At 73.2% G+C, this 21,744-nt stretch carries 21 protein-coding genes and 1 pseudogene; 6 read left to right on the top strand and 16 right to left on the bottom strand.

Annotation, left to right across the window (positions count from 1 at the left end; genetic code table 11):
* Positions 1–4: 4 nt before the first annotated feature.
* From AB0411_RS15450 to AB0411_RS15430, 5 genes are read right to left on the bottom strand one after another with little or no spacing between them, the layout of a single operon-like run.
* On the bottom strand, positions 5–778 hold the full coding sequence (locus AB0411_RS15450) for an ABC transporter permease (RefSeq protein WP_366417771.1): 774 nt from the start codon (positions 776–778) through the stop codon (positions 5–7).
* Positions 775–1,746 (bottom strand): ABC transporter ATP-binding protein, encoded by a 972-nt coding sequence (locus AB0411_RS15445; protein ID WP_366417770.1) that lies wholly within the window; start codon positions 1,744–1,746, stop codon positions 775–777. Before AB0411_RS15445 ends, AB0411_RS15450 begins: the two co-directional genes overlap by 4 nt.
* Positions 1,743–2,816, bottom strand: a complete 1,074-nt coding sequence (locus AB0411_RS15440; protein WP_366417769.1) for a hypothetical protein — start codon at positions 2,814–2,816, stop codon at positions 1,743–1,745. The genes AB0411_RS15445 and AB0411_RS15440 overlap by 4 nt, the downstream gene beginning before the upstream one ends.
* The gene (locus AB0411_RS15435) at positions 2,813–3,634 is read right to left on the bottom strand and encodes a hypothetical protein (RefSeq protein WP_366417768.1); all 822 of its coding nucleotides are present in this window, start codon (positions 3,632–3,634) and stop codon (positions 2,813–2,815) included. Before AB0411_RS15435 ends, AB0411_RS15440 begins: the two co-directional genes overlap by 4 nt.
* Positions 3,634–4,875, bottom strand: a complete 1,242-nt coding sequence (locus AB0411_RS15430; protein WP_366417767.1) for a M16 family metallopeptidase — start codon at positions 4,873–4,875, stop codon at positions 3,634–3,636. The genes AB0411_RS15435 and AB0411_RS15430 overlap by 1 nt, the downstream gene beginning before the upstream one ends.
* A 499-nt stretch (positions 4,876–5,374) precedes the next feature.
* On the opposite strand from AB0411_RS15430, the pseudogene AB0411_RS38110 reads away from it, so the two are divergent.
* Together AB0411_RS38110 and AB0411_RS15425 are read left to right on the top strand one after the other, a co-directional pair.
* Positions 5,375–5,528: pseudogene (locus AB0411_RS38110) on the top strand (IS630 family transposase); the annotation flags it as partial.
* 110 nt (positions 5,529–5,638) lie between these two features.
* Positions 5,639–8,653 carry an AfsR/SARP family transcriptional regulator gene (locus AB0411_RS15425; RefSeq protein ID WP_366417766.1) on the top strand — a complete coding sequence of 1,005 codons (3,015 nt, stop codon included), beginning with the start codon at positions 5,639–5,641 and terminating at the stop codon, positions 8,651–8,653.
* A gap of 38 nt (positions 8,654–8,691) precedes the next feature.
* On the opposite strand, the gene AB0411_RS15420 is transcribed toward AB0411_RS15425, so the two are convergent.
* From AB0411_RS15420 to AB0411_RS15400, 5 genes are all read right to left on the bottom strand, one after another.
* Positions 8,692–8,910 carry a hypothetical protein gene (locus AB0411_RS15420; protein ID WP_366417765.1) on the bottom strand — a complete coding sequence of 73 codons (219 nt, stop codon included), beginning with the start codon at positions 8,908–8,910 and terminating at the stop codon, positions 8,692–8,694.
* Between the two features lie 495 nt (positions 8,911–9,405).
* Positions 9,406–10,035: an MBL fold metallo-hydrolase gene (locus AB0411_RS15415; protein WP_366417764.1), complete on the bottom strand. Its 630-nt coding sequence runs from the start codon at positions 10,033–10,035 to the stop codon at positions 9,406–9,408.
* Positions 10,035–11,120 carry an S-(hydroxymethyl)mycothiol dehydrogenase gene (locus AB0411_RS15410; RefSeq protein ID WP_366417763.1) on the bottom strand — a complete coding sequence of 362 codons (1,086 nt, stop codon included), beginning with the start codon at positions 11,118–11,120 and terminating at the stop codon, positions 10,035–10,037. The genes AB0411_RS15415 and AB0411_RS15410 overlap by 1 nt, the downstream gene beginning before the upstream one ends.
* 64 nt (positions 11,121–11,184) lie before the next feature.
* Positions 11,185–11,514, bottom strand: coding sequence for a hypothetical protein (locus AB0411_RS15405; protein ID WP_366417762.1), 330 nt, complete (start codon positions 11,512–11,514; stop codon positions 11,185–11,187).
* Positions 11,511–12,818, bottom strand: coding sequence for a glucarate dehydratase family protein (locus tag AB0411_RS15400; RefSeq protein ID WP_366417761.1), 1,308 nt, complete (start codon positions 12,816–12,818; stop codon positions 11,511–11,513). Before AB0411_RS15400 ends, AB0411_RS15405 begins: the two co-directional genes overlap by 4 nt.
* A gap of 204 nt (positions 12,819–13,022) precedes the next feature.
* Here AB0411_RS15400 and AB0411_RS15395 point away from each other — a divergent pair, with 204 nt between their 5' ends.
* Positions 13,023–13,838, top strand: coding sequence for an HAD family acid phosphatase (locus AB0411_RS15395; protein WP_366417760.1), 816 nt, complete (start codon positions 13,023–13,025; stop codon positions 13,836–13,838).
* 40 nt (positions 13,839–13,878) lie between these two features.
* Here AB0411_RS15395 and AB0411_RS15390 read toward each other — a convergent pair whose 3' ends face one another.
* Both AB0411_RS15390 and AB0411_RS15385 read right to left on the bottom strand, forming a co-directional pair.
* Positions 13,879–14,784 carry a ribonuclease Z gene (locus AB0411_RS15390; protein WP_366417759.1) on the bottom strand — a complete coding sequence of 302 codons (906 nt, stop codon included), beginning with the start codon at positions 14,782–14,784 and terminating at the stop codon, positions 13,879–13,881.
* A gap of 6 nt (positions 14,785–14,790) precedes the next feature.
* The gene (locus AB0411_RS15385) at positions 14,791–15,150 is read right to left on the bottom strand and encodes a histidine triad nucleotide-binding protein (RefSeq protein WP_086720407.1); all 360 of its coding nucleotides are present in this window, start codon (positions 15,148–15,150) and stop codon (positions 14,791–14,793) included.
* 192 nt (positions 15,151–15,342) lie between these two features.
* Between AB0411_RS15385 and AB0411_RS15380 the strand changes: the two genes are divergently transcribed.
* Positions 15,343–15,771, top strand: a complete 429-nt coding sequence (locus tag AB0411_RS15380) for an OsmC family protein (protein WP_366417758.1) — start codon at positions 15,343–15,345, stop codon at positions 15,769–15,771.
* A gap of 65 nt (positions 15,772–15,836) precedes the next feature.
* Here the strand turns inward: AB0411_RS15380 and AB0411_RS15375 are convergent, their stop codons facing one another.
* The 4 genes from AB0411_RS15375 to hrcA all read right to left on the bottom strand — a co-directional run bounded on the left by AB0411_RS15375 (position 15,837) and on the right by hrcA (position 19,916).
* Complete coding sequence (locus tag AB0411_RS15375; RefSeq protein ID WP_366417757.1) at positions 15,837–16,580, bottom strand: 16S rRNA (uracil(1498)-N(3))-methyltransferase; 744 nt, start codon at positions 16,578–16,580, stop codon at positions 15,837–15,839.
* Positions 16,577–17,665 carry a nitronate monooxygenase gene (locus AB0411_RS15370; protein WP_366417756.1) on the bottom strand — a complete coding sequence of 363 codons (1,089 nt, stop codon included), beginning with the start codon at positions 17,663–17,665 and terminating at the stop codon, positions 16,577–16,579. The genes AB0411_RS15375 and AB0411_RS15370 overlap by 4 nt, the downstream gene beginning before the upstream one ends.
* Before the next feature lie 97 nt (positions 17,666–17,762).
* Entirely contained in the window at positions 17,763–18,899 is a 1,137-nt protein-coding gene (gene dnaJ, locus AB0411_RS15365) for a molecular chaperone DnaJ (RefSeq protein WP_260638721.1), read from the bottom strand.
* The gene (gene hrcA / locus AB0411_RS15360; protein WP_086720412.1) at positions 18,900–19,916 is read right to left on the bottom strand and encodes a heat-inducible transcriptional repressor HrcA; all 1,017 of its coding nucleotides are present in this window, start codon (positions 19,914–19,916) and stop codon (positions 18,900–18,902) included.
* A gap of 194 nt (positions 19,917–20,110) precedes the next feature.
* On the opposite strand from hrcA, the gene AB0411_RS15355 reads away from it, so the two are divergent.
* Together AB0411_RS15355 and AB0411_RS15350 are read left to right on the top strand one after the other, a co-directional pair.
* Positions 20,111–20,845 (top strand): MBL fold metallo-hydrolase, encoded by a 735-nt coding sequence (locus AB0411_RS15355; protein ID WP_366417755.1) that lies wholly within the window; start codon positions 20,111–20,113, stop codon positions 20,843–20,845.
* Between the two features lie 46 nt (positions 20,846–20,891).
* A complete protein-coding gene (locus tag AB0411_RS15350) occupies positions 20,892–21,725 on the top strand; it encodes a DUF3097 domain-containing protein (RefSeq protein WP_366417754.1) in 834 nt (277 codons plus the stop codon).
* The last annotated feature ends 19 nt before the right edge of the window (positions 21,726–21,744 follow it).

Below are 21,744 nucleotides of genomic sequence, written 5' to 3'. Positions count from 1 at the left end.
GACCTCATATCCGGGCCAGGGTGCCGGCGACCCTGGCCCTGCGCAGAATTCGGTCGATCAGCAGCGTTCCGACGGCGTAGCCGGCCAGTCCCAGCAGCAGCACGGCCAGCAGGCCGCCCGCCGTGTCACGGGCCGGACCGGGACTGACCGCGGCGCGCAGCAGGTCCGCGCTCCAGGACAGGAACACCACCTTGCTGGCCGGCTGGAGCCAGCCGGGCAGGTAGCTGATGGGGACCAGCACCCCACTGAGCAGGAAGAACGGGAAACTCAGCGTGTTCTGCAGGATCCGCGCCGAGGGCGCCAGCACGAACAGCGCCGAGACGCAGCTCGCGGTGCCCGCCATCGCCGCGGCGCTGAGCAGCAGCACGGCCAGGAAAAGCAGCGGGTGGGCGATCGTCACCACGATGCCGAAGCCGGCCCAGGCGACGAGCCAGGCCTCCGCGAGGCTCAGGGTGCTCAACGCGGTCACGGCGGCGATCCGGGCGGTGACCACGGCCGAGTAGCGCGCCGGCGTGGCGACGACGGCCTCCAGCGTGCCCTGCTCGCGTTCCTTGCCGATCAGCTCGCCGCCCGCCATCAGCGCCATCGACCACAGCGACATCAGCACCGGTGCCAGCACGGCGAACCCGGCGAGGTCGGCACGCTCGGCGTGCTCGGTGATGGCCAGGAACACGCAGGTGTAGAGCGGCGCGGTGACGAAGACGTGGAGGGTGTCCGGGGTCCGCACGGTCATCAGCACCTGGAGCCGGAAGACCTGCCAGAACAGGGTCGGGTTCACCGGGCCACCTGCATTCCGCGGTCCTGCACCATGTGCCGGTAGACCTCGGCCAGTCCGGGACGGACCGTGGCCAGCGAGGTGACTCCCGCGGCGAGCAGCCTGCCCAGCACCTTGCCCGTGGTGTCGGCAGCGGAGATCTCGACGCTGATCCGCCCGTCGGCCGTCCGGTCGAGTGAGCGGACCCCGGCCAGCTGCCGGAGGTCCTCGGCGACGGCGGCGGACACACCGTCGGCCTCGACGCGTTCGTAGGCCGACATCTGCCGGGCCAGCACGTCGGGCCGACCGGTCGCCAGAACCGCCCCCCGGTCGACCAGCGTGACCTGGTCGCACACCGCCTCGGCCTCGGCCAGGTCGTGCGTGGTGACGAGCACCGTACGCCCCTCGGCACGCAGCTCGTGCACCAGCGAGCGGAATTCGTAGGCGGCCAGCGGGTCCATCCCGGCGGTGGGCTCGTCGAGGATCAGCACCTTCGGGTCGCTGACCAGGCCGCGGGCCAGGTGCAGGCGCTGCTTCATTCCCCGGGAGAAGCCGTCCACCCGGTCGTCGGCCCGCTCGCTCAGACCGAACCGCTCCAGCAACTCATCGGTCCGTCGCGCGAGTTCACGACCGTGCAGGCCGTAGAGCGCACCCCACAGGCCGAGGTTCTGCCGGGGCGTGATCCGGCCGTACAGACCCCGGTCGCCGCCGAAGACGATGCCGATGAGCGGCTTGACCGCCCGTGGCGACGCGGCGACGTCGTGGCCGCACACCCGCGCCGTCCCCGAACTGGGCAGCAGCACGGTCGAGAGGATCTTGCACAAGGTCGTCTTGCCGGCGCCGTTCGGACCGAGCAGGCCGTGCACCTCGCCGGTGCGGACGGTCAGGTCGATGCCGCGCAGCGCGGAGACGGGGGCCTCGGAGCGCTTGCGCGAGCTGAACACCCGGGACAGTTCGGTGACTTCGATCGCGTACAGCTGAGTGCCCGTCACGCCGAGGCCTCCTGGCTCGACACGGCGGCGAGGGCGACCGCATGCACCTCCGGATCGACGAGTTCACCGGACACCAGCAGGAAGTCGCCGACCGCGGTGCGGGCCAGCACCAGGTCGGGCAGGTGCTCGATGACGCACCCCTGCTCGGGCCGCACCGCGCTGGTCAGCGGCATGCCCCAGACCAGCTGTCCGGCCTCCAGCCGGGCCGCGACCGTGGGCTCCGGTTCACGTTCCGCCGGGGTGTGGGCGGCGCGGCGCGCGGTCTCGGCAGCTGCCTCGGCGACCAGGGCCTGCCGCAGCGGACCGATCCCGGGGTGGTCCACCGCCTTGCTCAACAGGTCGATCAGTTCCACGAGTTCGGGAGCGAGCCGGTAGGTGACCGCCGCCTCGGCCACGGCCGCCGGGTCCAGCGATCCGCTGTTGAGCAGCATCAGCAGATCGAGGGCGTCCTTGGCGTGGAACGCTCGCTGGAACCGCTCCTCGGCCACCGACAGCAGGTCGGCGAGGGCCGGGTCGGCGGGCAGCTGCGGACGAACGGGCACCGCCGCGAAGTCACCGGGAAACGCGGCCGTGCACAGTTCCACCCGGATCTCCTCCTCCATCAAGGGGTCCGGCGAGGGCCACAGGACGACGAGCGTCACCTGCCGTCGTCCGTCGGCGGCGAACAGCGACAGTTGCGTGGGCTCTCCGCCCAGCGAGCCCAGGACGGCAGCGGCCCGCCACAGCTGTTCCTCGTCGGAGGCGATGAGGTCGAGGTCGCCCACCGAACGGCAGGCGCCCGGCGGATAGTGCCCGGCGAGCGACGGCCCCTTGACGACGCGCAGCCCCGGACAACCCGCCAGTGCCGTGCGCAGCTCGGCATAGCGGGCCGCGCGGGAGCGGGCCCGCTCCAGCAGGTCCGTGCTGCCGCTGCCGGCCCGGACCCCTTCGCCGATGGCCACCGAGACGACCAACTGGGCGAGCGTGCCGGAGAGCTGCTGGGCGCGGCGCACCAGGCGGAACGGCCCTTCGTGCTCGGGAACGTCGAGCACGCGATGCAGCAGATCGAGGTCGAGAGGTGTGGCGTTCATGCCCGGCGGGCTCCCTTCAGCGTTGCGGCCAGTTCCTCGACGCGAGCCGTCCAGTACCGGTGGTCCACGGTCCAGCCGCGCGTGCACAGGGCGTCGACGACCCGGTCGCCACCACCGTCGAGGCCGTGCACGACGTGGCCGATCAGCGGCAGCCGTGCCGCTCGGGCCAGGTCGGCGACGGCGGCGACCAGAGCCCTGCGGCCGGCCGGGCCGTCCGCGGCGGGTTCGACGAGGATGTCCACCAGATCCATGTACGACAGACCTGTGACCTCGTCCCGGGACCGGGCGACCACGGTCGCGTGGCCCACCGGCTCGCCGTCCTCCCAGACCAGCAGGGACTGCCGGGACGGCGTGTCGATCACCGCGTCGGCCTCGGCGGCCGCGGCGGCGAGGTCGGCCGGCTGTCCCTGTTCACGGGCGGCGTGCAGGATGGCGCGGACCAGCCATTCGGCCACCAGCGGCCGGTGCTCCTCCTCCGCGGCGGTGACCCGGGGGCCGTCCGCGGCAGCGGGCACCCCGGCCTCGTCGGTCAGCCGTACGTAGCTGAGGGTGCGATGCCACGGCGGCGGCAGGCGGACGGCGCCTGCGGCGCGCACGACGAGGGCGGACACCTCATGGTGGTCGGCGAGCAGCGCCCGCCACAGCGTGTCCCGGGCCTCGTCGGTCGACAGCAGCTCCGGGTCCGCGTACTCGACCAGCAGGCGCTGCTCGTCCGACAGCGGGTCGGTGGAGACGCCCACCACGTACGGCAGGCCGGACGCCCTGGCCAGCAGATCCGCCTCGCGCGCGGCTTGCAGGTAGCTCGTGGTGGCGTGCATCAGGCGGCTACCGAGCGGACGGTCAGCAGCAGTTCCCGCCGGACGTGCGCCGCGGCCCGTCGGACGTCGTCGACGGTCACCCGGTGCAGCTCGGCGATCTCGTCCTCGACGGTCCAGGCGTGTCCCGCGGAGCAGGTCCGCTCGGCGATCAGTTTGGCGTACTCCAGCGGCGACTCGGACTCCAGGATCAGGGTCATCTCCGCCTGGCGCACCGCCGCGTCGAAGTCGTCGGCAGCGGGGCCCTGTTCGGCGACGGTGGTGAGCAACTCCGCCACCAGCGCGCTGATCCGGGGGCCCGCGGACGCCTCGGCGCCGACGAGCAGCCGCCAGGCACCGGCCTCCCGGTAGCCGCGGTCCCAGGTGTGGAACGAGTAGGACAGGCCGTGCTCGCTGCGCAGCGAGCGGTACAGCATGGAGGAGGAACTGGAGCCGAGGAGGTGGGTCAGGACGCCGAAGGCGGCGCGTTCCGGATCGCCCGCCCGTGGGGAGCGCGCACCGAAGCAGAGCCAGGCGAACTGCGCCGTCGCGGGATCCGGCAGCGGATCGCCCGCCCCCGCGGGCTCCGGCGGCACGGAAGCCGCCGGGACCACCGGCTGCCCGGCCGTGGGGGTGGCGACCCCGGCCAGCACCGCGGGAACCCGCGGGCCCACCACGACCAGGACACCCGGGGCCTTGACGAACCGCTCGCGGTGGACCGCCGTCAGCTCCTGGACCGTCACCGCGCGCAGCTGCTCGGGCTCGCCGCCGACCGGGCGGCCCAGGGGATGCCGGGGAAAGAGCTGGGCCAGGACCGCGTCCTGGACGACATCCGAAGGGTCGGCGGCCGCCGCGGCCAGCTCCTGCAGCACCACGGCTCGTTCCCGGTCCAGGGTCTCGCGGTCGAGCACCGGGTCGAAGATGGCGCGCAGCAACGCGGTGGCCACGTCGTCGGCGTCGTTCGGGTGCACCTGCGCGTAGTACAGCATCGTCTCAAGGCCGGTCTGGGCGTTGGCCTGACCGCCGCGCCGTTCCACGTACTCGCTGAACGACAGCTCCGGCCCGCCGTCCCCGAGGGGGCAGGTCATCACCAGGTGCTCCAGGAGGTGGGCGGCACCGCCCCGGTCCTGAGGGTCGTTGCGGGAGCCGTGGGCCAGCGCGAAGCAGAGACTGGTGGTCTTCAGTCGTGGGTCGACAACGGTCAGCAGGGGGACGGACCTGGCCGCCGGCCCCGAGAGGGGGGCGGTGAGCTCGTAGACAGTCAAGGGCCACTCTCGCAGGGTCGTGCACGGCGGAGTCCGACGCGGCAACCGGATGGTCGGGGAACGGTGGAGGGAGGGGCGGGCCGGCGGCTGCCGGGAAGACGAGCTTCCCGGCAGCCGCTCACCTTGCGGTGCCTCAGGCCTTGGCGGCCTTGACCTTCACCTTGTCCAGGCGGGGACGCAGGCCAGTGGCGTGGTTGCGGTTCATGTCGCTCTCCTTTGTTCTCGCGTTTGCTGTGCAGTCGGAAGGCCCGACCGCTGAGAACGCTAGAGGTCACGCGTCAACGCTCCGTCGACATCCGATCAGCGCCTGTCAACGGCCGCCCTGCGCCCGGCCATCGCTCGTCGGACCGGCCAAGGGCACAGGGCGGGCTCCGGTGGGGCTCCGGCGACCGTGGGGGATGCGCAGGGCCGCGGGTCGGCCGACGCCGGAAGGGCCGCGCGGGAGCGGATCGGGCCGGCGCCGGTGAAACGCTTCGACGGCGCCACCCATGCGTCGTACCTGAACCCGCAGGAGGGGGCCGGTACCTGGTCGAGCGCGACATCGGCAAGACCGCCACAGCCGATCTCAGCCAATCACCAGGTCCGTGCAGCACCGGAAAAAGCAGCTCCGGTACCGCCCGGACCTGGTCGACGGCTGCCTCGTCGGCACCGGCCCGACCACGGGCGTTCCGGCCGACTTCGATCTATCAAGTTCCCTGGCCTGTGCGATAATCGAACAGCAACCAACGACTACGTGACCCATGGTCGAGCTAGGGGTAAAGGCGTGGACGGGGGACTTGAGGACCTCAGGTTCTCGGTGCTGGGGCCGATGCGTTGCCGGCGCGGCGATACGGTGCTGAGCCTCGGCAGCCCGCAGCAGCAGGCGATGCTCGCCGCGCTGCTGCTGCGCCCGGGCGGAGCGGCCGGTGTCGGCGACCTGGTCGACGCGCTCTGGGGCGAGGAGCCGCCGTCGGCTGCGGCCACCACCCTGCGCACATACGCCTGGCGGCTGCGCAAGCTGCTGGAGCCCGACCGCCACACGCCCGCCGTGCTGGTCTCACTTGCCCACGGCTACCGGCTGGTGCTGCCTCCGGGCGCGGTGGATGCGCAGCACGCCAAGCAGCTGGCCGCCCGCGCGGAGGCCGAAGCCGCTACGGGCCGTCCGGCGCAGGCGCGTGAACTGCTCAACGAAGCACTGGACTTGTGGCAGGGCGAACCACTGTCCGGGGTCCCCGGCCCGTATGCGGAGCGGCAACGCAACCGACTCGGGGAGATGCGCCTGACGCTGTTAGAGGAGAGGTTGGCGCTCGATCTGAAACTCGGCCGGGCCGCGCACTGCGTGCCGGAGCTGATCGCGCTGACCACCGAACACCCGCTGCGCGAGCGATCGCACGGGCTGCTGATGCGGGCGCTGTGCCACAGCGGTCGGCAAGCCGACGCGCTGGCGGCCTTCCGGCGGTTGCGCGAGGTGCTGGTGGAGCAGCTCGGCGTCGAGCCGGGAGCGGAGCTGACCGAGCTGCACCAGCAGATCCTGAACGGTGAGACGACCGAGGCCAGGGAACTCCTTCCGGCGGCCGCCCGGGGATCGGCTGTCGAGGCGCCCACCGCCGACGCCGGGCCGCCCGCGGCACCCGGGACGCCCCTGTCCGGCCCGCCCCGGCCGGCCCAGTTGCCGCCCGCGCCGGCCGACTTCATCGGCCGCTCGGCCCAGGCCGATGAGATCCGGGCGGCCCTCACCGCACCCGTACGGGACTCGCTGCCCGTAGTGGCCGTGGTCGGCATGGGCGGAATCGGCAAGACCGCCCTCGCCATGCACGCCGCCCACCACTCCCGCGCGGCCTTCCCCGACGGCGAGCTGTACGCCGACCTGCAGGGCAGCGAGGCTCTTCCCGCCGCCCCCGACGACGTGCTCGCCGCCTTCCTGAGCGCCCTTGGCACCTGTCCGGAGGCGATACCGGACAGCACCGCCGCCCGCTCGGCACTGTTCCGCTCGCTGACCGACGGCCGGCGCCTGCTGGTGGTCCTCGACAACGCCCGTGACGCTGCGCAGATCCGGCCGCTGCTGCCGGGCTCGGCCCACTGTGCCGCACTGGTCACCAGCCGAACCTGGCTGGCCGGCCTGCCCACCGCGGTCCAGCTCGACCTGGCCGTCTTCACGCCCGAGGAGGCCGTCGACCTGCTCGGCCGGGTGATCGGCCGGTCCCGCCCGGCGGCCGAGCCGCAGGCCGTGCTGGACCTGGTGGCGGCCTGCGGCTACCTGCCCCTCGCGGTACGGATCACCGCCGCCAGGCTGGCCGCCCGCCCGAGCTGGACGATCGCCAGCCTCAGCGAGCGGCTCGTTGACGAGCAGCGCCGGATGGACGAACTCCGGATGGGTGACCTGGCCGTCGAAGCGGTCTTCGAGCTGGGCTACCGCCAGCTGACGCCGGACCAGGCCCGCGCGTTCCGGTTGGCGGCCTGGGCCGACAGCCCCGATCTCAGCCTGGACGCCGCCGCGGCACTGCTGGACCTCGTACCCGCCAGGACCGAGGTGTTGCTGGAGTCACTGGTGGACGCCGCGATGCTCGACTCGCCCACGGCCGGGCGGTACCGCTACCACGATCTGCTGCGCGGCTTCGCCCGCCGTACGTCCCAGACACTGGGCTCGGAGGCCGGGGCGGCGCGCAGCCGGCTGCTGGCCTACCTGCTGATCGGCGCTCGCAGCGCGTTCCATCTCGCCGTGCCCGGCGACCCGGTAGCCGGGGCCCTCGGCTGTCATCAGACGGACGGGGTGGACGGGCCGGTGCTCGCCGACCTGCCCGCCGCGCAGGCCTGGGTACGGGCGGCGAGTCCGGGAGTGATCGGCCTGGCCTGCCGGCTGGCCTCCGAGGCAGACGCCGCAGGCGCGGCCGTGGGCGAGAGAACGGGCGCGGAACTGCGCGCCGTGATCGACACACTGATTGCGCTGAGCCCGTTCGGGCCGGGGGCGCTCGGCGGACGGTTGGAAGCCGCAGTCCTCGCCCTGGTCGGCGCCGCCACCACGCGCGACGACCGGTTCGCGGAGGGCCGGGCCCGCTTCCTGCTGTGCGGTACCCACCTCGCGGCCACCCGGCTGGACGAGGCCCGCGCCGAGGCGGAGCTGGCGGAGCAGGCCTGCCGTGCGGCCGGCGACACCGTGATGCTCCGCCAGGTGCTCAACGACCTCGGCCTGATCGCCCAGACGCTGCGCCACAACGAAGAGGCGATCCGCTGCTTCGAGGAGTCGGTCGAACTGGCCCGGCGATTAGGCCACCGCTCCGGCGCGGTGGCCAGCACCGTCAACGCCGCGCTCGCCCGGGTCCGGCACGGCCAGGCCGCCGAGGCCGCCGAGACCTGTGAGCGGATGCTCGCTGAGGTCCGCGCGCTCGGCGACACTGCCGGCACCGCCTACACCCTCTACGTCCTCGGCCTCGCCCTGCACGGCCTGGGTCGCCACCAGGAAGCCGTCGACCGCTACCGCGAGTGCCGCACCCTCGCCGCCCATGCGGGCCGACGCGACCGCGAGGCGCTCGCCGGCATCCGTCTGGCGGACTCCCTGCTGGCGCTGGGCCGGCCCGCGCCGGCGGTCGCGGAGGCCGAGGCGGCGCTGGCGATCACCGTGGAGACCGGCGCACAGCGCGATCAGGGCTACGCCCTGGTCGCGCTCGGCCGGGCACTCGCCGAACTGGGGCACCTCACGCCGTCGCAGGAGCGGCTGCACGAGGCGCACACGATCTTCGAGCGGCTCGGTCTGCCGGACGTGGCGGACGTCGCCGCCCTGCTCGGCGAGCCCGTGGTGTAGCACGCCGCGGGCCGACCACACGCAGATCAGGCCCGGCCTCACTTCATCGGCACACCGTCACAGGCTTCGCACGAGGCGCCGGTGCCGTTCCACTCCTCGGACCCGTCAACGGCGCCGCTCGGTGCCACGGCGCCGACGGCGAGCCGGTGCGCTGCCGGAGCCGGGGCGCCTCCCTGCGGCAGGACGATCAACCCGACGGCCGCCGCCACCGAGGCGAGCCGGGCTGCGATGAGGGTGCTGCTGTGCTGCTGGATCATCCTACGGTTACCCCTCGTTGCGTTCAGGACGGAGGGAGCGGACCGGATGCCCGCTGACCCCTCATCGGATGTCCTCATCGTCGCGCCGGCCGCTGGCGGCCTACTGTTGCTTCGCTTACGCGCGGCTAACGCCCGAACACCCCGGCCGGTCGCGGACGTTGGTCCCCACGGGGGGGGTGCGGGGCCCGCCCCGGCCGGCCGGGTGCGGGCCCGGCCGTACCAGGTCCCGTCACACGCAACCGCGACCGGCACGAGCCCGGATCCCGCGGCGGGCGGCCGCCGGAGTCCGGCAGCACCGGCCACACGCAGCGGTGTGCGGTCGAGTGCGGGAGCAACCGGCCAGGGCGGCACCGCGCGGTCGCCACGAGGTACGACGAACCCGCCGTCCGCCACGAGGCGACCGTGCTGGTCGCAGCCCGCAACGAGCGGCGGTGACCAGCACGGTCGCCACAAGCCCCAGGGGCCGCACCAGGCCCTCGGTGCCCCCGCTTGCCCTCAGTGCCCCCGCTTGATCCACTCCTCCAGATGCGGGGCCTCCGCGCCGATCCTCGTCGGGTCGCCGTGTCCGGTACGGACCTGGGTCGCGGGCGGCAGGGTCAGCAGCCGGTCCCGGATCGAGGCCACGATCGTCGGGAAGTCCGAGAAGGACCGTCCGGTGGCACCGGGTCCGCCCTGGAAGAGGGTGTCGCCGGTGAAGACGGTGCCCAGCTCGGGGGCGTGGAGGCAGACCGCGCCGGGCGCGTGGCCCGGGGTGTGCAGCACGATCAGGTCCGTGCCGGCGATGGTCAGCACCTGGCCGTCCGCCAGCTCCGCGTCCGGCGCGGTGTCCGGGTGGGTCATCTTCCACAACGGCAGGTCGGCGGGGTGCAGGTGGATCCGGGCGCCGGTGCGGGAGGCCAGCGCCGGGGCCGCGTCGATGTGGTCGTTGTGCCCGTGGGTGCAGACGATCGCGCGCAGCGTCCGGCCGCCGAGGGCTTCGAGGATGGCGTCGGCGTCATGGGCGGCGTCGATGACGATCGCCTCCTCGTCGTCGCCGACGATCCACACGTTGTTGTCGACGTCCCAGGTGCCGCCGTCGAGGGAGAAGGTGCCGGAGGTGACCAGGTGGTCGATGCGCGCCGTCATCAGAGCGTCACCACCGAACGCAGCACGTCGCCCGCGTGCATCCGCGCGAAGGCCTGCTCCACGTCGTCGATGCCGATGGTCTCCGTGACGAACGCCGCCAGGTCGATCCGGCCCTGCAGGTGCAGGTCGACGAGCATCGGGAAGTCGCGGGAGGGCAGGCAGTCGCCGTACCAGGAGGATTTGAGGGCGCCGCCGCGGCCGAAGACGTCCAGGAGGGGGAGTTCCAGGGTCATGTCCGGGGTGGGGACGCCGACCAGGACGACGGTGCCGGCCAGGTCGCGGGCGTAGAACGCCTGCCGGTAGGTCTCGGGGCGGCCGACCGCGTCGATGACGACGTCCGCGCCGAAGCCGCCGGTCAGCTCGCGGACCGCCTCGACGGGGTCGGCGTCACGGGAGTTGACGGTGTGGGTGGCGCCCATGGAGCGCGCCGTCTCCAGCTTGCGGTCGTCGATGTCCACCGCGACGATCGTGGCCGCACCGGCCAGCCGCGCGCCCACCACGGCCGCGTCGCCGACGCCGCCGCAGCCGATGACGGCGACCGAGTCGCCCCGCCCGACGCCGCCGGTGTTGAGGGCGGCGCCGATGCCCGCCATCACGCCGCAGCCCAGCAGGCCGGCCACCTCGGGCGCCACCCGGGGGTCGACCTTGGTGCACTGCCCGGAGGCGACCAGCGTCTTGTCGGCGAAGGCGCCGATGCCCAGCGCCGGGGTCAGCTCCGTGCCGTCCTTCAGCGTCATCTTCTGGCGGGCGTTGTGGGTGTCGAAGCAGTACTGGGGGCGGCCCCGCAGACAGGCGCGGCACTGGCCGCACACCGCCCGCCAGTTGAGGACGACGAAGTCCCCCGGCGCGACGTCGGTGACCCCGGCGCCGACCGACTCCACCACGCCGGCCGCCTCGTGGCCGAGCAGGAACGGGAAGTCGTCGTTGATGCCGCCCTGCTTGTAGTGCAGATCGGTGTGGCACACCCCGCACGCCTGGATCTTCACCACGGCCTCACCGGGACCCGGGTCCGGCACCAGGATGGTCTCCAGCCGGACCGGTTCGTTCTTCCCCGGCGCAATCACGCCGCGCACTTCCTGTGCCATCGGGACAGCCCCTCTCAAAGATCACGTACGGGACCACTGTGGCGCACCGCCACTGAGCCGTGCCTCACCGTACGCGTGCCGGGGCCACCGCGCACAGGACCACGGCCGGGTCCGTGATCCGTGGCTGCGGGACGCCGGCCACGGGCCCGCACATGCCGCGGGCCGGCGCGACGGCGAGCGCGGCCAGGACGCCCGCCACCGGCAGGCCGACGAGCCCGCCGCGGGCCGGGCCGGTGACGTCCCGGAGGATCCCGAAGGCGGTCGACGAGACGAATCCCCCGAGGTTTCCCGGGGAGTTGACCAGCACGGGGGCGGGCGGCGCGATCCGCGCGTCCGGCCAGCGCTGCGGGACGGCCCGGAAGGCCCGGGGAGCAGAGGCGGGCCCCGGGGTCACCAGCGGGGCAGGGCGGGGGTCACCCAGTCCGGGTCGGCGCGCCGCATCGCCGCGGCGTCGTCGCGGTCGCGCAGCCCGCCGTCGTCGGCGAGCCAGCGGCGGTGCAGTACGGCGAGCCGGTCGCGGTCGAGGGTGACGCCGAGGCCGGGGGCGTCACCGACGTCCAGCCGTCCGTCGCGGAAGGCGAGCCGCTCGGTGAGGACGTCCTCGGTCTGCCAGGGGTAGTGGCTGTCGCAGGCGTGGTCGAGGCCCGGCACCGTGGCCGCGACCTGCGTCATCGCGGCGAGGCTGATGCCCAGGTGGGTGTTGGAGTGCATGGACAGGCCGACGCCGAAGGCGCGGCAGACGGCGGCGAGTTCACGGGTGGCGCGCAGTCCGCCCCAGTAGTGGTGGTCGCTGAGCACGATCCGTACGGCGCCGCGGGTGAACGCCGCGGCGATCTCGTCGACGGTGGTCACGCACATGTTGGTGGCGAGCGGGAGCGGTGTGCCGGCCGCGACCTCCGCCATCCGGGCGGTGCCGCTCGTCGGGTCCTCCAGGTACTCCAGGACGTCCCCGAGCTCCTGGGCCACCTCCAGCGACGTGCGGACGCTCCAGGCGCCGTTGGGGTCGATCCGCAGCGGCTGCCCGGGGAACTCGGCGGCCAGCGCCCGGATGGCGGCGACCTCCTGGGCGGGGGCGAAGACGCCGCCCTTGAGCTTGAAGGACGAAAAGCCGTGGGTGCCGGCGAAGCGGCGGGCCTGGGCGACGATGCCGGCGGGGTCGAGGGCCGCGCCCCAGTCGTCGCGCTCGCCGCGGCCGCCGGGGTGTTCGGCCCAGCGGTAGAAGAGGTAGGCACTGAACTCCACGCGGTCGCGGACCTTGCCGCCGAGCAGGGCGTGCACGGGCAGTCCGGCCGACCGGCCCCAGGCGTCCAGGCAGGCGACCTCGAAGCCGGAGAGGACGGACAGCCGCAGCTTGCCGGCGGTCCGGACGCCGCGCAGGCCGCCGGCGTCCACCGCCCCGGCACCGGTCGCGGCCGGCGAATCACCGCACACCTCGGCGGCGAGGGCGGGCAGGGTGTTCAGGTCCGTGACCGACCGGCCGATGAGCGCGGTGGCCAACGGCTGCGCCAGGTCGAGGTACGCGGTGTCCCCGTAGGTCTCGCCGAGCCCGGTGGCGCCGCCCTCGGTGGTCAGCTCGATGATCAGCCGGGGGGTGTAGGGCTGGTGCACGCCCTGGGTGTTCAACAGCGGCGGGTCGGCCACCAGGATCGGGGTGAGCCGGACTTCGGTGATCGTGAGGCTGTGTTGGGCGTCCGTCATCCGGCAGGCTCCTACGCGATCGAGGGCGTTTTCCTATGTAGATGACGTCTACAGATGGAGTTGGAGGGTAGGGAGCCCGCCGCGCGACCGTCAAGAGCCCGCACCGCAGCAGCCTTTACCAAGGGTTGAATCTTCGCGCGTAGATACCGAATTGAGGCTCTGTTAGACCTACTGGGTCCGCTGATGTCTCCCAAGGAGCCGCGCATGCCCCGCCCCGCCCGTTTCCGCCCCGCCCTCTCCCGAAGGGCCCGCGTCGGCGCCGCCACGGTCGCCGCCCTCGTCGCCGGCACCGCGGCCTTCGGCGTCGGCCAGGCCACCGCCGAGCACTCCGTGCCGCGCACCGACAAGGAGATCCCCAACCTCACGCAGGTCCAGGACAAGATAAAGGCGTACTACGGGGACACGGTGACGGCGGACGGCGAGCACTACGCCTCCCCGCACAGCAACTACGCGCGGCAGGTCCGCGGCATCGAGGCCAAGGCCCGCGGCTACCTGTCCAAGGCCCTCGCCCGGCACGACCGGACGGGCCGGAAGGGCAAGCCGGCGATCGTCCTCGACATCGACGACACCACCCTGCTCACCTACAACTACGAGCTCCAGGTCGGCTTCCACTTCACCGAGGAGAGCCAGGACACGTACCTGGCGCACACCGACATGGACCCGGTCTTCGGGATGAACCGCCTGGTCAACTGGGCGCACGACAAGGGCGCCGAGGTCTTCTTCCTGACCGGCCGCAAGGAGGCGCAGCGCGCCTGGAGCGTGCGCAACCTCAAGAACGTCGGCTACCAGGTGGCGCTGGACCGCCGGCACGTCTTCCTGAAGGACAAGGAGCACCCGCCGGCCTACCTGCCCTGCGGCGCCACCTGCACGACCGTCGAGTACAAGTCGGGCACCCGCAAGCACATCGAGTCCCTCGGCTACGACGTCGTCGCCAACTTCGGGGACCAGTACAGCGATCTGGACGGCGGCGCCGGCGACCGGACGTTCAAGATGCCGAACCCGATGTACTTCCTGCCGTAGGGGACGGCGCCCGCCCGGCGGACCGTCCTCCGCCGGGCGTTCAGCGCCGCTTGGGCACCGGCACCCGCATCAGGTCCCTGGCGATGGTCAGCTCGCCCGTGAAGCCCGCCGCACGGGCCTGCCGCTCGAACTGTGCGGGATCGTCGTAGCGCTGCGAGAAGTGCGTCAGCACGAGGTGCCGCACCCCCGCCGACGCCGCCACCTGCGCCGCCTGCCCGGCGGTCAAGTGCCCGTGGTCGGTGGCCAGTCGGACGTCCTCGTCCAGGAACGTCGACTCGATCACGAGCATGTCCGCGCCCTGCGCCAGCGCATGGACGCCCTCGCACAGCCGGGTGTCCATGACGAACGCGAACCGCTGCCCGGGGCGCACCTCGCTGACCTCGTCGAGGGTGACGCCGTTCAGCTCGCCGAGCCGCCGCAGGCGCCCCACGTCGGGCCCGGCGATGCCGTGCGCCGCCAGCCGCTCCGGCAGCATCCGGCGCGCGTCCGGCTCGACGAGGCGGTAGCCGTACGACTCGACCGGGTGCGAGAGCCGGTGCGCCTCCAGGGCGTACGACGCCGAGCGCTCCAGCTCGCCGTCGACCGCCACCGGCCGCTCGACCAGCCGGACCGTCTCCCGGTACGCGGTGGCGTACCGCAGCCGGTCGAAGAAGTGCTGGCCGCTGGCCGGGTAGTGGGCGGTGACCGGGTGCGGCACCCGGTCGAGGTTGATCCGCTGGATCACCCCGGCCAGGCCCAGCGAGTGGTCGCCGTGGAAGTGCGTGACGCAGATCCGGTGGAGGTCGTGCGCGGCGACCCCGGCGCGCAGCATCTGGCGCTGCGTCCCCTCACCGGGGTCGAAGAGCAGCCCCTGGCCGTCCCAGAGCAGCACATAGCCGTTGTGGTTGCGGTGCCGCGTGGGGACCTGGCTCGCGGTGCCCAGGACCACCAGTTCACGTACGGACACGGGCGTTCAGCCGGGGGGCCACTGGAGGCCGCGGCCGCCGAGCACGTGCAGATGGGCGTGGAAGACGGTCTGGCCCGCGCCGGCGCCGGTGTTGAAGACGACCCGGTAGCCCCGGTCCTCGACCTTGTCCTCGGCCGCGACCTCGCGCGACTCGCGCAGTATGTCGGCGATGACCTGCGGTTCGGCGGCGGCCAGGCTCGCCGCGTCCGGGTAGTGCACCTTGGGGATCACCAGGACGTGCGTGGGCGCCTGGGGGTTGATGTCGCGGAACGCGACCGTGGTGTCGGTCTCCCGGACGATGGTCGCCGGCACCTCCCCCGCCACGATCTTGCAGAACAGGCAGTCGGCCTGCGGTTCTCCCGCCACCGGTGACACCTCCCGGGTCGTTTGCCGTGCGCACGGTGCGCACGGCCTCGGATGCTACCGGGCGGGCCGAACCCCGGGGCCCACCCCACCCCGCGCCGCGCGGCCGCCACGGCCCGCCCACCGCGCATCGGCGCCCCGGGCCCTCTAAGCTGGCCGGTGATCGCTTACGCCCATCACCGGGAGTTGTGCACCATGGCCACCACGCGCACCGCCAAGACCCACTGGGAAGGCAACCTCATGGAGGGCAAGGGCACCGTCGCCCTGGAGTCCTCCAAGGTCGGTACGTACGACGTGAACTGGCCCGCCCGCGCGGAGCAGCCGAACGGCACCACCAGCCCCGAGGAGCTCATCGCGGCGGCCCACTCGTCCTGCTACTCCATGGCCTTCTCGCACGGTCTGGCGGGCAAGGGCTACACCGTCGAGGCCCTGGACACCCGGGCCGACGTCACCTTCCAGCCCGGTGAGGGCATCACCGGCATCGCCCTGACCGTCAAGGCCCGCGTCCCCGGCCTGTCCGAGGAGGACTTCCAGGCGGCGGCCCAGGACGCCAAGGCCAACTGCCCGGTGAGCCAGGCGCTCGCGGGCGTCAAGAACATCACGCTGGCGGCCGAGCTGGTCTGACCGGAGCACCGGGACCACGCTCCTGCCCCACCCTCCCGCCGTCCGCCCGGAGCGGACGGCGGGGGTCAGCTCCAGCGCCCCGTGCGCCCCAGCAGCAGCGCGGTCGCCGCGGTGCCCGCCGTGGAGGTGCGCAGCACGCTCGGCCCCAGGCGGTAGGGCCTGGCGCCGGCCTCGGCGAAGAGCGTGAGCTCCTCCGGGGAGACGCCGCCCTCCGGCCCGACGACCAGCACGATCCGGCCCTCGGCGGGGAGTGCGGCGGTGGCGAGCGGGGTGCTGCCCTCCTCGTGGAGGACGGCGGCGAAGTCGGCGTCCGCGAGCAGGGCGGCCACCTGCTTGGTCGTCAGCGGATCGGCGACCTCGGGGAACGTCAGCCGGCGCGACTGCTTGCCCGCCTCACGGGCCGTGGCGCGCCATTTGCCCAGCGACTTGGCCGCCCGCTCGCCCTTCCACTGCGTCACACAACGCGCCGCCGCCCAGGGCACGATGGCGTCCACACCGGTCTCGGTCATCGTCTCGACGGCCAGCTCGCCGCGGTCGCCCTTGGGGAGCGCCTGGACGACGGTGATCGTGGGCTCCGGCGGCGCCTCGGTGCGCAGCTCCGCGACGGCGACCGTGAGCCGGTCCTTGCCCTCGGCCGCGGCGACGGTGCCGAGCGCGCCGGTGCCGTGACCGTCCGTCAGGACGACTTCCTCACCGGCCCGCAGCCGGCGCACCGACACCGCGTGCCGGCCCTCGGGACCGTCCAGGGTCAGGGTGCCGCCGGCCCGTACGTCCGCGAGCGAGTCGACGAGGAAGACCGGGGCGGTCATGCGGCGCCGCCGGCGCCCGGGCGGCCCAACGCGGCGCGCGCCGCGTCGAGTTCGACCGTCAATACCTCCACGAGCCGCCCGGCGGGCAGCTCCCGCGCCAGCCGGTGCCCCTGCCCCGCCCACAGGTTCATGCCCTGCGCGTCGCCCGCCTTCGCCGCGGCCTTGCGCACGGTGGAGGTGAGGTAGTGGACGGCGGGGTAGGCGGCCGGGGCGTACGGGCCGTGCTCGCGCAGGAAGCGGTTGACCAGCCCGCGGGCCGGCCGCCCGGAGAACGCCCGGGTCAACTCCGTATGCGTGAACAGCGGGTTGGTCAGCGCCTGCTTGTGCAGCGGGTTGGCGCCCGATTCGGGGGTGGCCAGGAAGGCCGTGCCCAGCTGCGCCATGCTCGCCCCGGCGGCCAGCACCGACGCGATCTGCGCCCCGCGCATCAGCCCGCCCGCGGCGATCACCGGGATCTGCACGGCCTCGCGCACCTGGCCGAGCAGCGCCAGCAGGCCCAGCCCCGAGCCGGTGCCGTCCGCGTGCGGATCGTCCCGGTGGGTGCCCTGGTGGCCGCCGGCCTCCACGCCCTGCACGCACACCGCGTCGGCGCCCGACCACTGCGCGGCCTGCGCCTCGGCGGCGGTGGTGGCCGTGACGACGGTGTACGTGCCGACCTTGGCGAAGGCGTCGAGGACGGCGCGCGAGGGGCAGCCGAAGGTGAAGGAGACCACCGGCACCGGATCGTCCCGCAGGATGGCGAGCTTGGCCTCGTAGCCGTCGTCGATGGGCCCGTCGGTGTCACCGAGCTCGGTCTCGTACCAGGCCGCCTCGCCCGCGAGTTGCTCGCGGTAGACCTCGACGACGGAGCCGTCGGCGAGCGAGGGCTGCGGCATGAAGAGGTTGACGCCGAAGGGCCGGTCGGTCAGCGACCGCAGCTGTTTGATCTCCTGGTACATGCCGTCGGCGGTTTTGTAGCCGGCGGCGAGGAAGCCCAGACCGCCGGCGCCGCAGACGGCGGCGGCCAGCTCGGGTCCCGAGCCGCCTCCCGCCATCGGGGCCTGCACGATCGGGTAGCGGCAGAGATCGGTCGGTGCGGTGGGCATGAGCACATCGTGTCACGCCCACCGGCCCGCTCCGAACCGGGGCCGAGGCCGCCGCGCCGGGCCCGGGCGACCGCTGCGGCCCCGGGCCCACCTGGGACTATCGCCCGTTGAAGGCGTCCTTCAGCCGCGAGAAGAGGCCCTGCTGTCCCGGCTGGAACTGCCCCGTGGGCCGCTCCTCGCCGCGGAGCTTGGCCAGCCGCCGCAGCAGGTCTTCCTGGTCGGCGTCGAGCTTGGACGGCGTCATCACCTCGACGTGCACGATGAGGTCGCCCCGGCCGCCGCCGCGCAGGTGGGTCACCCCGCGCTGGTGCAGCGGAATCGACTGGCCGGACTGGGTACCGGGCCGGACATCGATCTCCTCCACCCCGTCCAGCGTCTCCAGCGGGCACTTCGTGCCCAGCGCCGCCGCCGTCATCGGGATGGTGACCGTACAGTGCAGGTCGTCGCCGCGCCGCTGGAAGACCGGGTGCGCCACCTCGTGGATCTCCACGTAGAGGTCACCGGCGGGGCCGCCGCCGGGGCCGACCTCACCCTCCCCCGCGAGCTGGATGCGGGTGCCGTTGTCGACACCGGCCGGGATCTTGACGGTCAGCGTGCGGCGGGAGCGGATCCGGCCGTCGCCGGCGCACTCGGGGCACGGGGTCGGGACGACCGTGCCGAAGCCCTGGCACTGCGGGCAGGGCCGCGACGTCATGACCTGGCCGAGGAAGGACCGGGTGACCTGCGAGACCTCACCGCGGCCGCGGCACATGTCGCAGGTCTGCGCCGAGGTGCCGGGCGCCGCGCCCTCTCCGGTGCAGGTCGTGCAGACGACGGCGGTGTCGACCTGGATGTCCTTGGTCGTGCCGAAGGCCGCTTCGTTCAGCTCGATGTCGAGCCGGATCATGGCGTCCTGCCCGCGGCGGGTGCGCGAGCGCGGACCGCGCTGCGACGCGGTGCCGAAGAACGCGTCCATGATGTCGGAGAAGTTGCCGAAGCCCGCGCCGAAGCCGCCCGCGCCCTGGCCGCCGTTGGCCTGCGAGAGGGGGTCCCCGCCGAGGTCGTAGACCTGCTTCTTCTGCGGGTCCGACAGCACCTCGTAAGCGGCGTTGATCTCCTTGAACCGCTCCTGGGTCTTGGGGTCCGGATTGACGTCCGGGTGCAGCTCGCGCGCCAGTCGGCGGAAGGCCTTCTTGATCTGGTCCTGCGAGGCGTCGCGGCCGACACCGAGGACCGAGTAGTAATCCGTGGCCACTTACGACTCCGCGAGGATTTGTCCGACGTAACGTGCCACTGCGCGTACCGCTCCCATCGTTCCGGGGTAGTCCATGCGGGTCGGTCCGACCACGCCGAGTTTGGCGACTGCCTCGTCGCCCGAACCGTAGCCGACCGTGACGACCGATGTGGACGCCAGGCCTTCGTGGGCATTCTCATGCCCGATGCGTACGGTCATGCCCGAGTCCTTGGCCTCCCCGAGCAGCTTGAGCATCACCACATGCTCCTCGAGGGCCTCCAGCACCGGCCGGATCGTCAGGGGGAAGTCGTGACCGAAGCGGGTGAGATTGGCGGTGCCGCCGATCATCAGCCGTTCCTCGGTCTCTTCCACCAGAGTTTCCAGCAACACCGACAGCACTGTCGAGACGGTGCCGCGGTCGTCCTGCTCGAAGGACTCCGGGAGATCCTGCACCAACTGCGGCACATCCGCGAACCGGCGGCCGACGACCCTGCTGTTGAGCCGCGCCCGCAGATCCGCCAGGGACGTCTCGCCGAACGGCGCCTGGCAGTCGATGAGCCGCTGTTCGACCCGTCCGGTGTCCGTGATCAGGACGAGCATCAGCCGGGCCGGGGCCAGGGCCAGCAGCTCGACGTGCCGGACCGTGGACCGGGTCAGGGACGGGTACTGCACGACGGCGACCTGCCGGGTCAGCTGCGCCAGCAGCCGGACCGTGCGGCCCACCACGTCGTCGAGGTCGACGGCGCCGTCCAGGAAGTTCTGGATCGCCCGCCGCTCCGGGCTGGACAGCGGCTTGACGCCGGCGAGCTTGTCGACGAACAGGCGGTAGCCCTTGTCGGTCGGGATCCGCCCGGCGCTGGTGTGCGGCTGGGCGATGAACCCCTCGTCCTCCAGGGCGGCCATGTCGTTGCGGATGGTGGCCGGGGAGACCCCGAGCCGGTGGCGTTCGGTGAGCGCCTTGGAGCCGACCGGCTCCTCCGTCCCGACATAGTCCTGGACGATGGCACGCAGCACCTCCAGCCTGCGTTCACTGAGCATCCCGCGCACCTCCAGTCCGGCCGTCCGCCGTCTCGTCACCCCTGGCACTCACCCGGGCCGAGTGCCAGACCTTGAGCCAGTGTACGGCCGGGTAGCACGGGCGCGGCAAGGGCCGACTTGCGGAGCACCCGCGCGATGACCGTGTTCGGTCGATCTGTCGGGCAACGCTATCGCGATGGCGCTAGCGTCTCGGTATGCACACTGCTTGGGAAGAGGCGGGTTGGGAACGACTCGGTGACGGTGTCGCCAGGCGCCGGATGCCGGGCTGGGACGAGACGATCGGGGTGATCGCGGGGAGCACCGGAGTCATGATCGTCGACACCGGCGCGACCCTGCGCGACGGCGCGGACCTGCGCCGGACGATCCGCGGTGTGCTGGGCCGGGAAGTGACGCATGTCGCGCTCACCCACCCGCATTTCGATCATGTCCTGGGCACGGCGGCCTTCGCGGGCGTCGAGGTGTTCGGCGCGGCCGGCCTCGGCGAGCTGCTGCGCCGCGGCAAGGACGAGCTGCGGCACGACGCGGTACGGCAGGGCGTCGCCCCGGACGCCGCCGCGGAGGCCGCCGATCTGCTGGTCGCCCCGCACCACCACGTCCACGGCCAGCTGACCGTCGAGCTGGGCGACCGGCAGGTGCTGCTCGCCAACGTCGGCCCCGGGCACACCGCCCACGACCTGGCCGTGCTGGTGCCGGGCCGGCACGGCGAGCCGGAGATCGTCTTCTGCGGCGACCTGGTCGAGGAGTCCGGCGAGCCCCAGGCGGGCCCCGACGCACTGCCCGGGCAGTGGCCCGGCGCGCTGGACCGGCTGCTGGCCCTCGGCGGCGAGGACGCACGGTACGTTCCCGGTCACGGCGCCGTGGTGGACGCCGCCTTCGTCCGAGCCCAACGCGACGCCCTGGCCGCCCGCTTCGGCGTCGCGCCTTCCTGACACCCCCGCTCCTGCCCCCGCCCGCCCTCCCGACGGAACAGGCCCCATGCACAGCAAGCGCTACAGCACCGACCTCACCCCGCCCTGGAAGAAGCAGCGGCCCGCGCCCGAGGTGCCGGCCGAGCCCGATCTGGTCGTCGAGGAGGTCGCCTCGGGCTTCTGCGGCGCCGTGATCCGCTGCGAGAAGACGGCCGAGGGCCCGACGGTCACCCTCGAGGACCGCTTCGGCAAGCACCGGGTCTTCCCCATGGAGCCGCGCGGCTTCCTCCTGGAGGGGAAGGTGGTCACGCTCGTACGCCCCCAGGACAGGCCGGCGGCCACCGCTCCGGCGCGCACCGCATCGGGATCGCTCGCCGTGCCCGGCGCCCGCGCGCGGGTCGCCCGCGCCGGGCGCATCTACGTGGAGGGCCGGCACGACGCCGAGCTGGTGGAGCGGGTGTGGGGCGACGACCTGCGCATCGAGGGCGTGGTCGTGGAGTACCTGGAGGGCATCGACGACCTGCCCGCGATCGTCCGCGGCTTCGCCCCCGGACCGGACGCCCGTCTCGGCGTCCTCGTCGACCATCTCGTGCCCGGCTCGAAGGAGTCGCGCATCGCGGCCGGGGTGACCGGGGACCATGCGCTGGTGGTGGGCCACCCCTACATCGACATCTGGGAGGCGGTGAAGCCGTCCTCGGTCGGGATCGCGGCCTGGCCGTCCGTCCCGCACGGCCAGGACTGGAAGAAGGGCGTGTGCCGGGCGCTGGGCTGGCCGGAGAACACCGGCGCCGCCTGGCAGCGCATCCTGTCCTGCGTGCGCTCCTACAAGGACCTGGAGCCGGCGCTGCTGGGGCGGGTGGAGGAGCTGATCGACTTCGTCACGGCCGGCGGTGCGGCCTGACGTTCGAGCACAGCAGCTT

This window comes from Streptomyces angustmyceticus (genome assembly GCF_040701845.1).
Classification (GTDB): Bacteria; Actinomycetota; Actinomycetes; order Streptomycetales; family Streptomycetaceae; genus Streptomyces; species Streptomyces angustmyceticus_A.
This window is presented reverse-complemented; position numbering and strand designations above follow the sequence as displayed.